We start from the raw sequence: 17,744 nt of genomic DNA, 5'->3' as shown, positions 1-17,744 counted from the left end.
ACGCTATCATTTCAATTCACTACGGTGTTGCAGTAAACATTACTGTGCATTACTTTCGGTTTGAGCTCCTCACGTTCTGGCATTTGCACGCGTACCGATATGAAGGTGTCACGCGGGATGTCGATCGGGTCGCCGTTCGTGTAGCCCTCTATCTCATTGCGGGCGAAAGCGCGCGCATCCGGGTGTGGCCGGTGATAGGTACGAATGACCATAGAGCCATCCGGGTTTATCTGCGAACTTCCCTCATCGCCGCCATAGTCCACCCACAGGCGGGGTAACTTGTTACGGCACATCGGCACATCGATACCGCCCTCATCACCGCCCCAGGCACGATCGGCATTCAGCCCCAAACAGCCGGAAATGCGGTACACCCCTTCGCTCAGGCGCTCGCTGGTGATGCCCTCGGCTTCGCTGGTGAGTTCGCTGGTGCCGTCAGCAAACAGCTTCACAACCGGGCTTGCTGTTTTCCAGAAGCCGTTGGCGTCGGATACAGCATTCAGCCCTGCCGCCAGTAGCGGGTATGTCCATTGGTAAATACGTTTACCATCAGCCGGATTAATCGATATATCGCCGTTTTCGTTGAAATAGATCCCGTTACTTGCTTTATAGTTATGCAACGTTAGCGTATTTACGTTGTCAACACCGTAACCCAAGTACCATCTGGAACTTCCATCAACTTCATTACCACGAATAAATGATGACTTTCCTTGTGCAGCCGGGAAAATCATAAACGCTTCTGAATCTCTACGATATTGCTTTAGTCCGGTTATGTTTTGCGCAGTATCAAGCGTTGCGGGGTTTGGCAGATTTGCGCTAGTCCAAAACTCATCCCATGTTGTCCATGCATCGCTCGGTGTTGGCTTGCTTCTGATAAAAATGCGCTTTGAAACAGGGGTGATATAAATCTGTGTAATGCCGTAGCTGGTCACACTGTTGTAGAGCACAAGCAGGTTCCCAGCGGACACCACAGGATAGTTCCTTGCCGCCGTGGCATTAGCGGTCGCATTCTGCCACCAAATACCCTGGTAATCCGTCCCGATAACATTGTTCAGGTCATTGGTTCCCAGCGCGCCTTTCAGCAAGAAAACATCGCTGGAATTGGCTTTCCCATTCAGCGCCGTATCCCACGCCCGTTGCGAGCGAACGGTAACGGTCTGACCGTCTGGCGTGGTTAACGTAACGTTTCCCGTTCCGGTTAATATCTGCTGCCAGCTTGATAACTGCTGCTGGTAATAAGCAAGCGTTGAGGCAAATTCATGCGCAAACTGCTCAATGGAAACCGTCGGAGAGGTGGGAATAGCATAGGCTTTACCCGTTCCCGTTGTGCCAGTGAACGCAGATACCAGCGTTAATTGTGTATCGGATTGTACAGACTCAATTTCATAAATTTGAACAGTGCCAGCAGCGGGTAATAATAACATCCGCCCTGCTGCTACACCGTTTAATGGATTAGTGAATTGCGTTCTTGTGCCCATAATGATTTTGCTACCGCTGGTGGCAGCGATGGCTCCGGTTTTGTACCATGCGCTCATGGTAATTCCTCTGTAAAATAGTTATATGGGAGGCTAGCCGAAATAATCACTCGCCTGAAGAATGGGAAAAGGGTAGTTCGGAACAAGAATTGATGGGTTTGAAAAAGTATTGTGTCCGTTATAATCCATCAGCTCGACCGATTTTCTTATCGTTACATTCCTTCCACTCATACTAAGACCGACTGCCGCAAAGCGCTCCCGCTGGATATAGCTGCGATACAGCCCCCCAATAGACTTGGTAATTGGGACCATGTACCCTTCCCCTCCGAGGTCTATCACTCGGTTCAGGAATGATCCCGTACCGCTATAATCAACGAATTTGGCGACCTTTACTGGAGGGTAGTCTGAGGAGAAGGTGAGAACGCCGTTTTCATTCCAGATCAATAAACCCGCCTCAAAACCTGTGAGCGGGATCGTGAACCCGCTAGAGAACGCAACAATTTTGATGTTCAAATCGTAGTTGGTTCGCTCCACGGTCGGGTTCCAGGTGAATTCTGATGAATAAATACGAACGCGTTTTTCTTCATCTAAACTTAGTACGCACCCATTATCATTCCAGTTCGTAAATATTATGCAGCTTTCGTAGCCAGGGATGTTGGATGGAATAGAAAAGCCGCTCTGAATATTCCCACTGTAAACCCACACACAACAACCGAGTCGGCTTGCGTCCGTTATGGATAGATAGTCCGTGGAGTTTTGAAGCACGAGCCCATAGGTTCCTGATTCACTGCCATCAATCTCATAGACATCAATAGTTATTTGACCTGAGTTTGGTGATGGTATCGGCCCAGCCTTATAAAATGGATCCTCGCTGCTCGTCATTTCAAACCAAGTAAAGCGAATCTGCTCACGATTACTAGACAAGTCAATATTTGCCAGTGTGGCATATGTATTATTTCCAAATCCGCTTCCTACGGTAATTGGCACTATCATCAAATATATTAGTTTGGAGTTGAGGCTAGGCTTGCGTGGTATCGTATTCCACTCAGCATCATTTTTTACCCTACCCAAAAACGATAGCGTTCTGTTGTTCTCGTATAGCGAAAAATTCCGCCCTAGCATTTTGGAATAGACTTCAAACATATCAAAATAGCCCTAAAGTGCCAACACGCCACCAAGAAGAATTCTCCTTGCGTTGGTGTTATCAAAATATTGGAGTGCATTGCCGTCTAGCGTTAAATATCCGCTGGTTGTGCTCTTGCCTGTCATGGTCATCCCGGTATTTTTATCAAGTTGCCAGAGAGGTTTTCCGCCCGCCCCCAAAGTCTTCGACTTGATGACGTCACCAATCATCAGGTCAGTGATTGTGCCCTCACCAATAACCGCAGAATTAATAATCACCTGATTGCCTTGCGTGGTGAATATTAATTGCGGATTTCCCCCAGCCGCATTCATGATCGAGAATCGGTCTTGCAGAAAAATGGTATTCGACTGCATACCCTGGTCCGTGTCCTCAATGCTCTGCGTCATACCCGCAACATATTGGCGCCCATTCGCATCAACCTTAATGCGCAGTGTGCGATAGGCCGACAGCTGCGCATCCGTAGCATTAACGATACTCCTGATATCGCTTATTTCGGTCGTGACGCCGTTAACCGTTGAGGTAAGTTGCGTAATCTGTGTGGCTTGCGTCGTAAGCTGCCCATCAATGCTGGTGACAGCGGTTTGCAGCCCCTCCACCGCCGATGCATTTGCGGTCAGGCCAGTAACAGGATCGGTCATCTGGCTGTTGAGGTGGGTTAGCTGCTGCGCTGTGGTCGCATCCAGCGTGGTCACCGTCTGTTCCAGCCGGGTCAAATTGCTGTTAGTGGTACCAATACTTGACTGCATTTCCAGCAGCGCAATTGTCCTGGACTCGACTTCATTTGCAATTGCAGCCCGCGTTTCGGTGATTTCTGCCACCCGGTCGCCGTTCTGCGCGCGCCAGCGTCGTGTTTCAGCGTCGTTCGCCAGGCTGTTACGGATAATGGCTTTAGCCTGTTCAATGCTGTTCAGCATGCCACCCGAGATTTGCTGGGTATTGTTCTCAACCTCACCGACCAGAGATTTCCATGCGTCGGTTTCAGTGATTTCACCCACAATCACATCCGTAATATCGCTTACGTCTGTGCTGGATCCTCCGCGTATCCAGTTCGTCCACGGTCCCTGATTGCCAGACTTGTCAACAATGCGGGCACGGTAAAAGAACGCCTGGCCTACGCTGAGCCCCATTTGTTGATAGGTGCGCGTAGGATACGCCACATCAGACAGTAACAGCGCATTCTGCCCGTCGCTCGTCGGGGAATACTGAATTTCCGTTTTCAGTGTATCGTCAGTGTCAGCGGGGAAATTCCAGTTCAGCTGGATACCGAAAACAAGTGGCGTTGTGGTGAAGCTCGCCAGTGCAGGCAGGTTGCCCTCTTTGCCGTTAAGCCGGGTTTCCTGCGCGTTGGCCCACATGCTGGAGATTTCAGCCGCATTGATTGCCCGGACACGCGCCTGATATTGTCCGGCGTAAATGCCAGAGACTTCAAAACCCAACGCAGAAGTACGCGCTGCATTTATCCAGTTGCCGTTATCCCGTCGCCATTGCGCTTCATACGCGATGGCACTTTCAGCCCGATCCCACGTCACCCGCAATGTCGTCATGTTTATGCCCTGATCGACCGTGTTGTAACTACCGATCTCGACATTTGCAGGTGCGGGTTGCACGGAAGGAGGAATAACGCTGATCGGACACGATTCAATGCGCGCGCCGTTATCAATCTTGTCCCATTTGTCCGGGTCATACTCGACGCCGGTGATATCGAATGACAGACCGCCATCCGCCTCGGCCACACCAACAATACGGTACAGTTGCAAAGCTAAATCAGTGGCATCTATCGCCCAGACAGATTCTGCGATCGGCGTTTCGCTGTAATCTGTTGTGACCGTAATGATTTTATCGTTTACCGCCTCAATGGTACGCCCTTCTGCTTTCCCGCTAGGCAGATTGACAATCAAGCGCTCACCAACGGCAGCAGAAGAGACGCGATCGAGCGTGATGTTACGCCCGTCAACCGCGCTGATACGCCCCCCTAATGGACGTCCTGCCAGTAATGAATCAGCCACACCTACAATTGAGCCAGGCACAGGAATATCGCCATCCAGCCCCATCGTGTACGCAATGGCCCGGTCCGCATCATTGGTGTGCAAAATCCATTTACCACGGCGGATCGCCTCCGTCTGGCGAATACAACCAATCGCCGTCACTTCGGCCTGTTTAATCCCGTAACGTTTAACCAGCTTGTTATCATTGACGGCTTCAACAGCATCCTGATAACCGTTTTCGGGATCGGACCAGGACACCATCGCTGTGCTGTAGTGAGTTTTCTCGCTGGCGTTGCTGTAAGTAAATTTCCCGTCTTTCACGTTGGCGCGCGTGACGATGTAATCAATGTCACGCGGCATATCGGCAATGACGTTCATCTGGTTATTACCCCAGAACGTGGCACCGCGAAAAATGGCAGCCAGATCGTTAAGCACGGTCCAGGCTTCTTCCTGTGACTGGATATATACGTCGCACAAAAAACGTGGCTCGGTGCCGACACCGCCACGGCCATCTGGAACTTGCTGATCGCAATACTGCGCAATCTGGTACAGCGTCCACTTCGAAACCGAGAGATTTTCAGCCTTGATGCGGTTGCCAAGACCAAAGCGATCGCTGATTTGGATGTCGTAATACACCCAAGCCGGGTTATTGGTGAACGCCCATTTAAAGGTGCCGTTCCATGCCCCGCTGTAAGTGCGGGCTACCGGATCATAATTTGAGGGAACGCGGATAATACGCCCATTAGGCTCACAGGAAATCACCGGGATATTCTGGAACTGCTTCGCATCAAACTGAACAAACAGCAGCGCAGTTTCCGGGTAACGTAATTTCGCATCAATGACTTCCGTGATGGCATCAATGACCATTTTATCGGCAATGCGGTTGCTCGTTGAATTCGGCGTAATGCGACGCACGCGGATTTGCCAGCCGGTTGTTGCATCAGGTAAGTCAATACGGTGGCTGCGCTCATATTTCGTCATAGTCTTACCGTCGACCGCTGTTTTCAGCAGTTCCTGATAGCTGCCACCGTCCGTAGCCACATCAATCGCGTACTCAATGCGATAACCCACTACATCGCCGTTATCCAGTTGTTGCTGGAGCGCAGACCACGAAAAGCGCAGACGCACAGCGGAAAGTTGGGTATTGGTGAGCGAACGCACCCAGGCTGTCTGGCTGGTTAATTCTGTGCTGACGGTAATTTCATTCTCAACGCCGGGGAAACCGGGGATATAGGATTGATCGGGCGTGCCGGAACGAAACTCCCACGTCACGCCTGAAAAGTTTGCGTTGCCATTGGTATCAGTGATCGGCGTACCGTCCAGAAAAACCCGCGAACCATCCAGCCCACCGCTAAATTCACCCTCCCCCAGCGCCAGCAGGATTTTTGCGTAGGACGTAGACTGAATAGAATCCGGCGACTCAACCGGCGTCCGGGCATTACCGCCGCCCCCTTTACGACCATGAATCGTCATGAATGCTCCAGAAATAAAAAAACCGCTGAGAACGGCTTAAGAAGTGAACGGAATGATTACTGCTGATCTTCTGCGTAGATACCCGCTGAGATAATTGCGCCACCGATTCGGCGACGTCCATACAGGATGGGCACCGGATTACCCTGAGCGATGGAGTTGACCGGTCCGCCGAATGCGTAGGACGGTTTGTTGTCAGGGGATTCGCGCATGGCAAGACCCCCCTGAACAGGGGTTAGCATCTGCACCACGCCGCCAAGCATCATCGATGCGCCCATTGCGCCAACGGAAAGAAGTGCTTTAGCGGGTATTAATGAGGCTGGGTTCCATATAGCTGCGGCCAGAAGAACCGCCCCCAAAATTGTTTGAAACAATCCCGCCTTTTTGCTCCCAATAATTACTGGAGCAATACGGATTTCATGGCTGATAGTAAAATCCAACTCATCACGAGTAAGATTCCGCTTACCGTCAAATACCGCGTAAGTTAACCCCCGCGCCTTGCTGATCAGCAGGAACTTTTCAAAGCCGGGGATGATCACGCTGAGCGCCTTGATAGCTTCCTGATGGCTTTCTACTGCCAGTTTATGAACGCGACCAAACGTTGCGCCCAGAACGCCATAGAGGCGGATGGTTTTCAGGGGTTGGTACTCAATGGCTACCGACATTAACGCCTCCCGTATAACGTAGGCGGGTTATGGTCCTGTCCAGCCAGTAGCCGCCGTAGGGCACTTTCTGGCTCAACTGGTTGTACATGTGATGGATCATTTCACCGCTGCCGACATAAATCCCTGCGTGGTTTGGCTCGCTGGCTCTCACCTGCATAATGATGACATCACCGGGTTGTAGCTCACCATTGACAGCAGTAAATCCCGCCTCGGCGTAATGTTTCATGTAAAGGTCTTCGCTACGGTTCCACCATCCATCTGAACGTTCAAAATTGGGCAGCGTTATGCCTCGCTCCAACAGATACCAGTCACGCACAATGGCGTAGCAATCCCAGATGCCATGCACAAAAGGACGCCCCAGCAACGGCTTGATACCCTCCGTAGGCATAATGGTGCGAATATCCCCCTCAGGCCAACTGGCGATAACCCAAGGCAGTTGTGACACATCACATTCAGCCTGATCAACATGACTCGGTTGCGTGGTCGCATCAGGGTGACTGTGAACAATGGCAATGATGGTCGCGCTATCCTCTGCTTCCGCGTAATCCTCCGGGTTCATCGTGAAATGCTCTTCCGGCTCCAGCGCCTGATTGCGACAGCGCACGTAGCGCTGTTTCCGGCCGCTCTGCACAATCAGTCCACATGCTTCGTACGGATAGACGTGCTCGGCGTGGGCCAGTACTTCTGTAATGATTAATTTGCTGAGTTTCACTATTCACCTCTTAATCAGCGCGGAGCCGGGGAAACCGCCGAAAGGTAATTCAGCATCTTCACCAAAACGCGGCTTACAGCCGGTCGATAGCAACCCTGAGCATTCATCCAACGCCGGATCGCTAACAGGATCACCCTCTGCATCAAAATAGTTTGTGCCGGTATAGCCACAGGATGCCCCCCGATACTGACCACGCATGCACCAGGTGCACAGGCTGTGTATCTGCCGGGTGGGGATCATGATGCCTTGCAGGTCTGCAGGGGATGACAATTTGAAGCTGACTGATTCGTCGTCTTCTGCGGTTTTGCTGTCGATATACCAGACTTCTAACCGCTCCTGCGTTGGATCGGCATCGGCGTTACCTTCAGGAAAATTTCGCGCATCAAGATAGTGCGCAAACGTGGTGTGAACACGCACCGTGGCCTGTGCCAGATTCTGATAAGCCAGACAGAGCGCCGTAATGGTGCCATCGATATTACCCACCGCCAGTGTGGGCGTCGGGGCACTGCCATCGCTGGTCATTTCCAGCCCTTCGACCTGCGTGGGCCAGGCTTTGTATTCTTTGCCCTGCCACCAGATCGATTTGGCGAGTATCTTTGCTTCATCGTCACCCGCCGCCTCAATTTCCTCTGAGGTATGAGCGATGGGATGACTGTGGAAATACAGTTCCGGGCCATCAAATGCCGTGCAATCCACTTCAAACAGGCGCACGCGATCGCCCGGCTCCAGTTTTTGGGAGTCAGTATTTAATGACATAAAAATCCCGTAATAAGGTATTTAGTCTTGATGAGATACTTAATGAGGTTTACGGATGGTAGGCCGTCACAAACGTTGCTGTGAGTTGAAATACCTGATCGCCACGGCTGTTTTTACCCAATGCGGTAACGTTAAATCCATCAGGGCAGCAGTACAGCCCTAACTCAGCAAGCGGGTTCACCCATCGAAACGACATATACCCCTTGTGGCGACGCAGAAATGCAATAATTGGCTGAATATGGGCATCATCGCCAACAAACGTTAACGGCCAGCTTTGTGACTCGCCGTTAATCCCATCGCCTGCCCGCTGCGTGTACCCGTCACCGAACTGTATCGATCGGGTTCGCTGTGTAAATGCCCCCTCTGGATTGACGCGGGGACAGAAGGTGAATGTCTCGATAGCCATTATCCCCCTCTCCTTCCTTTCATTGCTGCATTCAGACTTTTTCCTTGCCCCATTTCTTTCTGCAACAGGACCTGAAACCGCTGATCGACAAATTGACCTATTTCACGCCCAAACTGTTCATAACCCGGTGTTGACGTTTGGCTTACTTGCCCGTTGCTGGAAATATTTACCGTCACCTGAGGAGCACCGCCGCCCAACGCTGAAACATCCGGCATGATCGCCCTGACACCGAGCGAACCATTTGCAGCACGAGTCAGTGGCATAATCGCCTCCGGCCCGGCCTCACCAAACACTCCAGCCCCTTTAGCAAAAGCAAACAACCGAGGCGTGCTGTACACACCACCGCTGTAGGCACTGAGCGACGGTGATTGATAAACACCCCCCTGAGCATTGAACGAAAGATTGTTGTATGCGCCAGTTGTAAAAGCATTGCTTGACGCCGACGCTGCACCGGAAAACGCTGATGCCCCGGCACTAAACAAGCTACCAAAAACACCGCTGGCAGATTGAGCTGCGTTTGCCACCGCCATATTAACCAGCACGTTCTGGATAATCTTCAGTACGCTAACACCCCAGTCCTTCCAGCTATTTTTATTGCCGTTCAGCATTTCAGTGATGGAGCCAACGGCACCACTCATCGCCGTTTTCATGCCCTGTGACGCCTGAGTTGCATAATCGGTGGCATCATCAGCCCAATCGGCAAAACCATCACGCATGCCCCCCATCCAGTTATTGCGCTGATCATCCAATGAGGTGTAATACATCTGCTGGTCATTCAGACGTTTATCCAGATAGCGCTTATTCAGGGCAATGGCTCGATTGAAAAATTCGTCATCAATTTCACCAGCCTGATGCTGACGCCGTAGCTCATCATCTTTCTGGATAAACTCGCGGCGAATGCTGATCATTTCCTGCATACGCTCACGAACGCGGGAACCCTCGCCGAAACCGACAAGGTTAGCGTCGTTAGCTGCCTTTGCATTGGCATTTGAATCAATCAACCCATTCTCGTATTCAGTAGCTTTCTTCCGTATTTCTGCCTGATCAATAAGATCTGCATTATGAAGCAACTCGGCTTTATGCTTTGCCGATATTGCTGCCAAATCCCCCTGAGAAATTTTGTATTTCATCTTAGCTAACTCAGAAGATTGCCCATCTAATGCAAGCTGTTCCCTCAGTTGCTCATTAATGCGTTTGTAAGCATCTTCGGTTTTTTGCAGTGATGACTTTTTATTTCTATCCTTCCCTGCCTGCTGAAGATGGTATTCCTCTACGGCATTAGCCTGAATCCTTTCAATCTGAGCATCTTGACCAGTAGCAACACTCCCTGCCGTGTCTACCTTCAACGCCCCTCTCTTCGTTGCATCCTGAATGGCTTTTAATTTTGCACGTTCAATCCCTTCCTTGCGTAACAACTCAAGGCTCTCTTGCTGCTGCTTAATATATTTTGTGTATGCCTCATTCTCTATTTGCTGAGTAACGCCACCTACCTTTTTACTGTTCAACTCATCCATGAACTGAACGGTTATTGTGTAGTGGCACACTGATACTGGCCACCTGATCGGAGGTGATATGCTCACCTCATCAACACGACAGGTGACCTCATGGGTAAACATTTTACGGCGGAATTTAAGCTCGAAGCCGCAAAGCTGGTTGTCGACCACGGCTACACATACGTTAAGGCCGCAGAGGCGGTTAATGTCAGCCATTCTGCCATTAGTCGCTGGGTCAATAAGCTTCGCCTTGAACGACAGGGAAAAACGCCAACGGGACTTCCTCTTACCCCTGAACAGCTCGAGCTGCGTGAGATGAAGAAAAAAGTCCAATGCCTTGAAATGGAGAACGAAATCCTAAAAAAGGCTACGGCGCTCTTAATGTCGGACTCACTCAACGGTTCACGGTAGTCGACAGGCTGAGGGCGCGATACCCGGTCACGGCGTTGTGCCAAACTTTTGAGGTACATCGCAGCAGCTACAGGCACTGGCAGGCTTCCGCTAATGAACCCGACGGTGAGCGCGTGGTTAAGTGTAGTCGCGTCATGGAAGCCTGGAACGCCAGCGGCGGCTCTGCCGGCGCTCGAAGTATCGCGACCATCGTCACCGGCAGCTCTGGTGTCAAAATGGGGCGCTGGCTGGCTGGCAAGCTGATGAAGGAGCTGGGTATCGCCAGCTGCCAGCGACCGGCTCACAAATACAAACGCGGCGGCAATGAACACGTTGAAATACCGAACTATCTCAACCGCCAGTTCGCGGTTACCGCGCCGGATCAGGTCTGGTGCGGCGATGTGACCTACATCTGGACGGGCAAATGCTGGGCTTACCTTGCGGTGGTGCTAGACCTGTTCGCCCGCAAACCGGTGGGCTGGGCCATGTCGACGTCGCCGGACTCGGCGCTGACAGTTAAAGCGTTGCAGATGGCCTGGGAACTCCGGGGACAACCAACAGGAGTCATGTTCCACAGCGACCAGGGCAGCCACTATACCAGCCGTCAATACCGGCAAGCCCTGTGGCGCTGCCGGATAAAGCAGAGTATGAGTCGGCGGGGTAACTGCTGGGATAATGCGCCAATGGAGCGGTTCTTCCGCAGCCTGAAGACAGAATGGGTGCCGACAAAGGGTTACAACAGCTTCAGCGAAGCCCAGGACGCGATTATCCGCTACATCACGGGGTATTACAGCGCTATCCGGCCTCACTGGTATAACGGCGGCTTAACTCCAAACGAATCTGAGCGACTGTTCTACATACAGTCTAATGCGGTGGCCAATATTAGTTGACCACTATATTGCCATCGCGTCTGCAACACCTTCCGCTAATTTATAAGTACTGACTAATTCACGCTGTATCTTTTGAAAAACAGCCGATGAAACAGAAACTTTATTATTTAACTCATCTTGAAGGCGTGATTGATTAGCAATGGCATTATTGAGTTGTTCAGTTGCATCTGACACATCGCGGCTCGCCTTCTCATATTCACGCTGAGCGTTGGCCGCATTTACAGCATAACCACCACCATCACCGCCAACGGCCCTTGCGTGCTTATTATACTTTTCTACTTCTGCAGCAGCGGTTTCTTGAGCATCTTTTAACTCACTGAGTCTTGCCTTTAACGCATCAATCGAGCTACCAGAATCCGCAATAGCCCCTTTGAGTTGCACAACATTCATTTCTTTTGACTTGGCAACAATGTCATCAAGCGTACTGGCATACTGAATAGCAGATTGGCGGGCTTGCTCTTGGTTTTGATAATACATATACCAGGCACCAGCACCCAGCATAATCAAGCCAGGAATACCACCAACAAGCCCAAGAGCTCCAGCCATAAGACGAGAACCAACCGCAGTGACACTATTTAACGCGGTGTGTGCCGCTGTTCTCGCTGTGATGTTTCGCGTTAAGACTGTTTGTGTTGCCGCCAGCCGCTTTTCTGCCGCTGCTTGTGCTTCCGTCCCCTGCGCCGCGATTAACGCCTGCTGTGCGCGATAAACGGCAGCCCTGGCGCAAGCGGTAGCAATCTGAGTCCCTCGTAATTGTGCTTCAGCTAATGCCACCTCGCTTTTTGCAGCAGAAATTAACCCAGCCGTAGCACTGTATGCGCCTGACGCCATATTCCCAAAGTAACGAGCGGCACCAACAGCCACCAGCGCACCGGCAGCGGTCGCTACACCATCAATATTATCGGTTAACGAATCCAGTGTTCCTGACAGGGTGGCCGTCACACCGGATGTCTGATTAACCCCGCCCACCCATTGTTGAAAAGCGTTTTGAACTTTAGTTACTGATCCGCCAACAGTGGCTGGCATTGCCGCAAATTCATTTTGCATTGCGCCCAACTGACTGATTAGGGCTGGCACAACTTTATTAGCGGTTAGCTGTCCTTGGTCAGCCATTGCCTTTAGGTCTTTGCGCGCCACCCCCATCCCTGCGGCCAGCGCACGAATAACGCGATCACCATTTGCGTTTACAGAGTTAAAATCTTCACCACGCAGCACACCCTGTGCCAATGCCTGGCTGAATTGGGTAATAACAGAACTGGATTCCTGAACACCCGCACCAGAAAGTTTAAGGCCGGTAGCCAATGCTTCGGTAACCTTTAACGCGTCCTGCGATGAGTAACCGTATTCACGCAATGAAGCGGCTGAGCGGGCAAATAACCCTGCATTATCTGCAAAAGCGGTACCCGTTCTTTGGCTAAGTGCCATCAACGCGGCCTGATTACTGGTGAAGTCTTGCGTCGATATCGACGCCTGTTTAAGCCTCGCATTGACCATATTCCACTGATCGACAAGGTTAATGAGATGCCCGGTAGCAAATGCACCAGCCAATGCACTCGTCATGCCCAGCGCCGTAGATTTTACAGAGGCAAGCTGTGCATTCACTTCTGCCAATGCGCGCTGGCTTTCACGCGATGCCGCCGCCGCTTGTCGCCCGCCATTCTGCATGGTTTTATAATAATCTGACCCCATACGCGAAGCGCGATTAATTTCAGATTGAAAAGACTGAGAGTTGGCAGAAATCTTAATAATCAATTCGCGTAGGGTTGCCATTTTATTTTCTCCGGGCAATAAAAAACCCGCACTGGGCGGGTTTGTATCGATTATCAATGTGTTATTTACAGGCTTCTAATCCAACATAGTATGCAATTGACTCTCCTACAATTGGTGCCATGCTTTTATCTGGCGATGATTTTTTCATTTGTTCTAACGTATCACCAGTGCCCAAATACTTAACTGTGCAGCTTTTACAATCTTGACATCCTCCCCGCCCTAAAGTACGGGGTTTTACGGCGCACCTGATAATAATATAAATTTTATGACGCTTTGAGGCTTTGTTGAATAATAGGGAATCATGCTGTTTTGCCATACTCTTTTTGGCAGAAAATGCTTGTCACCTTAGGCATTCCGTTTTCTCATGATGCTTAACTGCATGATTTTACGTTGCTGGAAACAATCGTTTTACTGGGCTGCCAGCATAAAATCTGTTTATTCAACAAAGCCGTGATCCAATCCTTTGTCTTACAAGGGCGAGACAAGAGTGGAGAATTATTTAGAACAGTTATTTAGATTTATCGATGATAATGTTGATTTGTAGTGGTCAACTAATATTGGCCACCGCATTAGACTGTATGTAGAACAGTCGCTCAGATTCGTTTGGAGTTAAGCCGCCGTTATACCAGTGAGGCCGGATAGCGCTGTAATACCCCGTGATGTAGCGGATAATCGCGTCCTGGGCTTCGCTGAAGCTGTTGTAACCCTTTGTCGGCACCCATTCTGTCTTCAGGCTGCGGAAGAACCGCTCCATTGGCGCATTATCCCAGCAGTTACCCCGCCGACTCATACTCTGCTTTATCCGGCAGCGCCACAGGGCTTGCCGGTATTGACGGCTGGTATAGTGGCTGCCCTGGTCGCTGTGGAACATGACTCCTGTTGGTTGTCCCCGGAGTTCCCAGGCCATCTGCAACGCTTTAACTGTCAGCGCCGAGTCCGGCGACGTCGACATAGCCCAGCCCACCGGTTTGCGGGCGAACAGGTCTAGCACCACCGCAAGGTAAGCCCAGCATTTGCCCGTCCAGATGTAGGTCACATCGCCGCACCAGACCTGATCCGGCGCGGTAACCGCGAACTGGCGGTTGAGATAGTTCGGTATTTCAACGTGTTCATTGCCGCCGCGTTTGTATTTGTGAGCCGGTCGCTGGCAGCTAGCGATACCCAGCTCCTTCATCAGCTTGCCAGCCAGCCAGCGCCCCATTTTGACACCAGAGCTGCCGGTGACGATGGTCGCGATACTTCGAGCGCCGGCAGAGCCGCCGCTGGCGTTCCAGGCTTCCATGACGCGACTACACTTAACCACGCGCTCACCGTCGGGTTCATTAGCGGAAGCCTGCCAGTGCCTGTAGCTGCTGCGATGTACCTCAAAAGTTTGGCACAACGCCGTGACCGGGTATCGCGCCCTCAGCCTGTCGACTACCGTGAACCGTTGAGTGAGTCCGACATTAAGAGCGCCGTAGCCTTTTTTAGGATTTCGTTCTCCATTTCAAGGCATTGGACTTTTTTCTTCATCTCACGCAGCTCGAGCTGTTCAGGGGTAAGAGGAAGTCCCGTTGGCGTTTTTCCCTGTCGTTCAAGGCGAAGCTTATTGACCCAGCGACTAATGGCAGAATGGCTGACATTAACCGCCTCTGCGGCCTTAACGTATGTGTAGCCGTGGTCGACAACCAGCTTTGCGGCTTCGAGCTTAAATTCCGCCGTAAAATGTTTACCCATGAGGTCACCTGTCGTGTTGATGAGGTGAGCATATCACCTCCGATCAGGTGGCCAGTATCAGTGTGCCACTACAATTTGCGCGGATTGTTTTTCATTTATTTCTTGTAAGATTTTTATCTGATCATTGGCTCTAACGCTACTACGGTTTAACAGATACCAGATAAACAAGTCTATAATTCGGGCAATCAGAAAAACTATAATCCATCCGGAGGTACTCATTTAAAATCCCCATATCTTAAGTAACAGGTGGTTACAACCTAACACCAGTTAGCATGGGGATCTACTTAACTCGCAGCCTGAGAAAGAAACGCCTCCAGATTGCCAAACGGGTCAGTGTCCTCCTCTTCCTTGCCTGACCAGTCAAGCATAGCGTCAGTCAGAGCCACTTTTACCCCCTGCGCACCCCAAACAGCACTGACAATCTGCGCCGTTTGAATATCTCCCCGAGCATCACTGATGGGGGAAAGTTTGTCGTACTCAATCCACATCATCAACTCGCTGGCTGTCATCGTCTGACGCATTTCTGACAGCGTGCGCCCAAGTCGGAGCGCCAGCGCCATCAAAAACTGCATGCCAGGTTGAGTTACTTTTTTTGGCGACCTCCGCGTCGTTGATGATGTCCAGCGCCTGACGCAGCAAGCGACTATGTACAGGACCATAAACGCTTTCCACCTCTTCGAGATTATCGACTGAAAACACAGGTTCACCCTCTTCATCACGCAGAATATCGATAAACAGCGTGGCATCGGCGTGAAGATGACGGCGGGCGCGTTCAGATACAGATAACACTTCGCTGTCATCGCCGGTTTTCACAGCATCCTGCCAACGTAACCACGCCTCTGCGGAGGGTTCCCGTAGAGTGACGTTCACCCCTTCCCACTCTGGCACCTCGATAGCCTTCGTGAGAAAGCCAGCACCGGGAGCCAGCGCCAGCGATTTAATGCTTTTCTTTGCCATGCGGTTGTTGCTCCGGGTTAGCTAATGGTGACGGTGCAGGATGCGGATGTGAGGGTAACCGGCGATAGTGCCGAATCTGTCACCTCACAGGTATAAACACCCGCATCACCGGCTACCGCGCTGGCCTTGTTGAATGTCGCGGCTGTCTGACTGCTCACTACGGTACCGCCTTTCTTCCACTTATAGGTGTATGGCGTTATGCCACCACTGGCCGCTACCGTTAACGTTAATGCCGATCCAGCCGTTGCTGATTTTGTGGCGGGCAGATTGGTTGTCAACGCCAATGGCGTCGGCACAATGTTTGTCGGCTTGCCTTTCAGACGCAGAGAGAACGTAGCCGCTACCACGCCATTAGTACCCGATGACCAGGTATGTTGGCGTACTTCAGCCAAAAATTGAAAGCCGTTGCCAGACGGGAAGATCACCTGAAACGCATAGCGGGTGTCATTGTCATAGGCATCACGTAGCGCATCTTGCGCCGGACTGCGGTAGAAGTTGCCACTCAGCGAAATTTCAGACTGGGCGGGCAGACCGTTAATGTTTTCCTGTTCATCCGAGCACAACGTGGTGACATCAATGTCGTTTTTCTGGCCCCCGGTGAACTGGATTTCTTTGATGGTGCAGGTTAAATCAATGTATGTCGCTGATGCCATATCTTCAGCGGTCGTCGGCGCAGACGAGATTTTAATTACCGTCTTCTGTGATTTTTCATAAAGGGCTGACATAGCTTTCTCCAAAAGAAAAACCCGCGCAGTGGCGGGTTGATGGTGAACGGGTGTTAGGGTGGGGTTAATCAACGAACTGTAATTCTACCGTTGCGCGATAAAGTGCCGTTTCAGTGTCGTAGCCGTGTGTTTTCAGTTGTTCGCCGGGGCCAAGTGGTGACAAAGCAACAATAACAGTGCCACAAATTTCACGCGCCTGCGCCATCGTTTTTGCGTAAGCATCAAACTGAATAGATGAGGTAGTTTCTGCCGGGCCGCATAACACATCAGCGGAGGGTTGCGACACAAACGAGAACACCACCCACGGTGGGGAAATCGCTGGCTCACCCTCGTTATTCAGCGGAATGATGTACGGATAAACATTACCGTTTGCTATCCCGGCTATCAGTGGGTGAATATCGGTTTCGGTCATTTACTCAGCACCTCATCGATAGCGCGGTTTGCGCGTGCAATGGCGGCGTTAGCGGCTTCCTCTTGCCTGACATCAAATGCTGGTCTGACAAAAGGATGCGCAGGCATATTCAACGTACCCATTTCGACAAAGCGCCAGTAAAAGGCATTGCGCGGGTTTTCCGCCTTCATGGTGTTGTCGCTGTTACCCGTTCGGGGATTCACACCGCGAATATGCACGCCAGATGAGATTTCTCCCTTTCGCCGTGATTTCTGAGTAACCACCACAACGTTTTTACGCATTTTCCCGGTGCGAACCGGGGCGCGTGCGATAACCTCCTCCTTCAACACTTCGGCACCGGCGCGAGTGGCATCACGCAGCACATTGTTGTTTTCTGCCCGACTCAACTTTTCCAAATCTCTGGCAATATCGTTCAGGCCGGAGAAATCAAGACCAAAATCAATCACGCTTCACCCCCTGCTTGCACAATATTTCCAACCGAGTGCACTTACCGTCTGGAATAGGTGGCCCGATAATGTCCAGCGTTAAGCCTTTAAACGGCCCATTCAGGCACAGTAACCGTGACGCCGCCGATACATCACGGCGGTGACGCATCCACACGCGGATCGTCGCCTCGGCAGATACCACACCAGAAGCCACCCGCTCACGCCCGCTTATAGGTGCAACCTCGGCCCACACAGTAGCAGCATCAAACCACGTCTTGATAGGCTGACCACCAGCATCGCGGGTTGTGGTGAAGTTCTGGAGGGTGACGCGGTGGCGTAACCGTCCTGCCAACATA

At 51.3% G+C, this 17,744-nt stretch carries 18 protein-coding genes and 1 pseudogene; 1 reads left to right on the top strand and 18 read right to left on the bottom strand.

Features of this window, described 5'->3' with window-relative positions:
* Nucleotides 1-11: 11 nt before the first annotated feature.
* From ACWWJF_RS00940 to ACWWJF_RS00905, 8 genes are all read right to left on the bottom strand, one after another.
* Nucleotides 12-1,532 (bottom strand): phage tail fiber protein, encoded by a 1,521-nt coding sequence (locus ACWWJF_RS00940; protein WP_455868409.1) that lies wholly within the window; start codon nucleotides 1,530-1,532, stop codon nucleotides 12-14.
* Nucleotides 1,533-1,565: 33 nt separating this feature from the next.
* Entirely contained in the window at nucleotides 1,566-2,543 is a 978-nt protein-coding gene (locus ACWWJF_RS00935; protein ID WP_455868408.1) for a DUF6453 family protein, read from the bottom strand.
* A gap of 84 nt (nucleotides 2,544-2,627) precedes the next feature.
* Nucleotides 2,628-6,074, bottom strand: coding sequence for a host specificity protein J (locus tag ACWWJF_RS00930; RefSeq protein ID WP_455868407.1), 3,447 nt, complete (start codon nucleotides 6,072-6,074; stop codon nucleotides 2,628-2,630).
* A 56-nt stretch (nucleotides 6,075-6,130) separates the two neighbouring features.
* Nucleotides 6,131-6,736, bottom strand: a complete 606-nt coding sequence (locus ACWWJF_RS00925; RefSeq protein WP_455868406.1) for a tail assembly protein — start codon at nucleotides 6,734-6,736, stop codon at nucleotides 6,131-6,133.
* Nucleotides 6,720-7,448, bottom strand: a complete 729-nt coding sequence (locus ACWWJF_RS00920; RefSeq protein WP_455868405.1) for a C40 family peptidase — start codon at nucleotides 7,446-7,448, stop codon at nucleotides 6,720-6,722. The genes ACWWJF_RS00925 and ACWWJF_RS00920 overlap by 17 nt, the downstream gene beginning before the upstream one ends.
* Before the next feature lie 3 nt (nucleotides 7,449-7,451).
* The gene (locus ACWWJF_RS00915) at nucleotides 7,452-8,204 is read right to left on the bottom strand and encodes a phage minor tail protein L (RefSeq protein ID WP_455868404.1); all 753 of its coding nucleotides are present in this window, start codon (nucleotides 8,202-8,204) and stop codon (nucleotides 7,452-7,454) included.
* A 49-nt stretch (nucleotides 8,205-8,253) separates the two neighbouring features.
* Nucleotides 8,254-8,610 (bottom strand): phage tail protein, encoded by a 357-nt coding sequence (locus tag ACWWJF_RS00910; protein WP_455868403.1) that lies wholly within the window; start codon nucleotides 8,608-8,610, stop codon nucleotides 8,254-8,256.
* On the bottom strand, nucleotides 8,610-10,124 hold the full coding sequence (locus ACWWJF_RS00905; protein WP_455868402.1) for a phage tail tape measure protein: 1,515 nt from the start codon (nucleotides 10,122-10,124) through the stop codon (nucleotides 8,610-8,612). The genes ACWWJF_RS00910 and ACWWJF_RS00905 overlap by 1 nt, the downstream gene beginning before the upstream one ends.
* A 90-nt stretch (nucleotides 10,125-10,214) precedes the next feature.
* Between ACWWJF_RS00905 and ACWWJF_RS00900 the strand changes: the two genes are divergently transcribed.
* Nucleotides 10,215-11,383 (top strand): IS3 family transposase gene (locus ACWWJF_RS00900; protein ID WP_455868400.1). Its coding sequence is split into 2 segments (ribosomal slippage): nucleotides 10,215-10,470 and nucleotides 10,470-11,383, totalling 1,170 coding nucleotides; the frame shifts between segments, so codons are not numbered across the junction.
* A 120-nt stretch (nucleotides 11,384-11,503) separates the two neighbouring features.
* On the opposite strand, the pseudogene ACWWJF_RS00895 reads toward ACWWJF_RS00900, so the two are convergent.
* The 10 genes and pseudogenes from ACWWJF_RS00895 to ACWWJF_RS00850 form a co-directional block, all read right to left on the bottom strand.
* Nucleotides 11,504-13,153, bottom strand: a pseudogene (locus ACWWJF_RS00895) (tape measure protein); the annotation flags it as partial.
* A gap of 61 nt (nucleotides 13,154-13,214) precedes the next feature.
* Nucleotides 13,215-13,469, bottom strand: a complete 255-nt coding sequence (locus ACWWJF_RS00890; protein WP_455868401.1) for a hypothetical protein — start codon at nucleotides 13,467-13,469, stop codon at nucleotides 13,215-13,217.
* A 231-nt stretch (nucleotides 13,470-13,700) separates the two neighbouring features.
* Nucleotides 13,701-14,869, bottom strand: a protein-coding gene (locus ACWWJF_RS00885) for an IS3 family transposase (RefSeq protein ID WP_455868400.1) whose coding sequence is annotated in 2 segments (ribosomal slippage) — nucleotides 13,701-14,614 and nucleotides 14,614-14,869 — 1,170 coding nt in all. Because the reading frame shifts where the segments join, the coding sequence is not laid out codon by codon here.
* A gap of 57 nt (nucleotides 14,870-14,926) precedes the next feature.
* Nucleotides 14,927-15,088, bottom strand: a complete 162-nt coding sequence (locus ACWWJF_RS00880; RefSeq protein WP_455868399.1) for a YebO family protein — start codon at nucleotides 15,086-15,088, stop codon at nucleotides 14,927-14,929.
* Between the two features lie 65 nt (nucleotides 15,089-15,153).
* On the bottom strand, nucleotides 15,154-15,429 hold the full coding sequence (locus ACWWJF_RS00875; RefSeq protein WP_455868467.1) for a phage tail assembly protein T: 276 nt from the start codon (nucleotides 15,427-15,429) through the stop codon (nucleotides 15,154-15,156).
* Nucleotides 15,347-15,826: a phage tail assembly chaperone gene (locus ACWWJF_RS00870; protein WP_455868398.1), complete on the bottom strand. Its 480-nt coding sequence runs from the start codon at nucleotides 15,824-15,826 to the stop codon at nucleotides 15,347-15,349. Before ACWWJF_RS00870 ends, ACWWJF_RS00875 begins: the two co-directional genes overlap by 83 nt.
* Before the next feature lie 17 nt (nucleotides 15,827-15,843).
* Nucleotides 15,844-16,551 (bottom strand): immunoglobulin domain-containing protein, encoded by a 708-nt coding sequence (locus tag ACWWJF_RS00865; protein ID WP_455868466.1) that lies wholly within the window; start codon nucleotides 16,549-16,551, stop codon nucleotides 15,844-15,846.
* 64 nt (nucleotides 16,552-16,615) lie between these two features.
* Complete coding sequence (locus ACWWJF_RS00860; RefSeq protein WP_455868397.1) at nucleotides 16,616-16,963, bottom strand: hypothetical protein; 348 nt, start codon at nucleotides 16,961-16,963, stop codon at nucleotides 16,616-16,618.
* Nucleotides 16,960-17,409 carry an HK97-gp10 family putative phage morphogenesis protein gene (locus ACWWJF_RS00855; RefSeq protein WP_455868396.1) on the bottom strand — a complete coding sequence of 150 codons (450 nt, stop codon included), beginning with the start codon at nucleotides 17,407-17,409 and terminating at the stop codon, nucleotides 16,960-16,962. The genes ACWWJF_RS00860 and ACWWJF_RS00855 overlap by 4 nt, the downstream gene beginning before the upstream one ends.
* Entirely contained in the window at nucleotides 17,402-17,743 is a 342-nt protein-coding gene (locus tag ACWWJF_RS00850) for a phage head closure protein (RefSeq protein ID WP_455868395.1), read from the bottom strand. Before ACWWJF_RS00850 ends, ACWWJF_RS00855 begins: the two co-directional genes overlap by 8 nt.
* Nucleotide 17,744 lies beyond the last annotated feature (1 nt).

Source organism: Symbiopectobacterium sp. Eva_TO (assembly GCF_053848865.1).
Note: the sequence above shows the minus strand (reverse complement) of the source record. Positions and strands in the feature narration are given on the sequence as shown.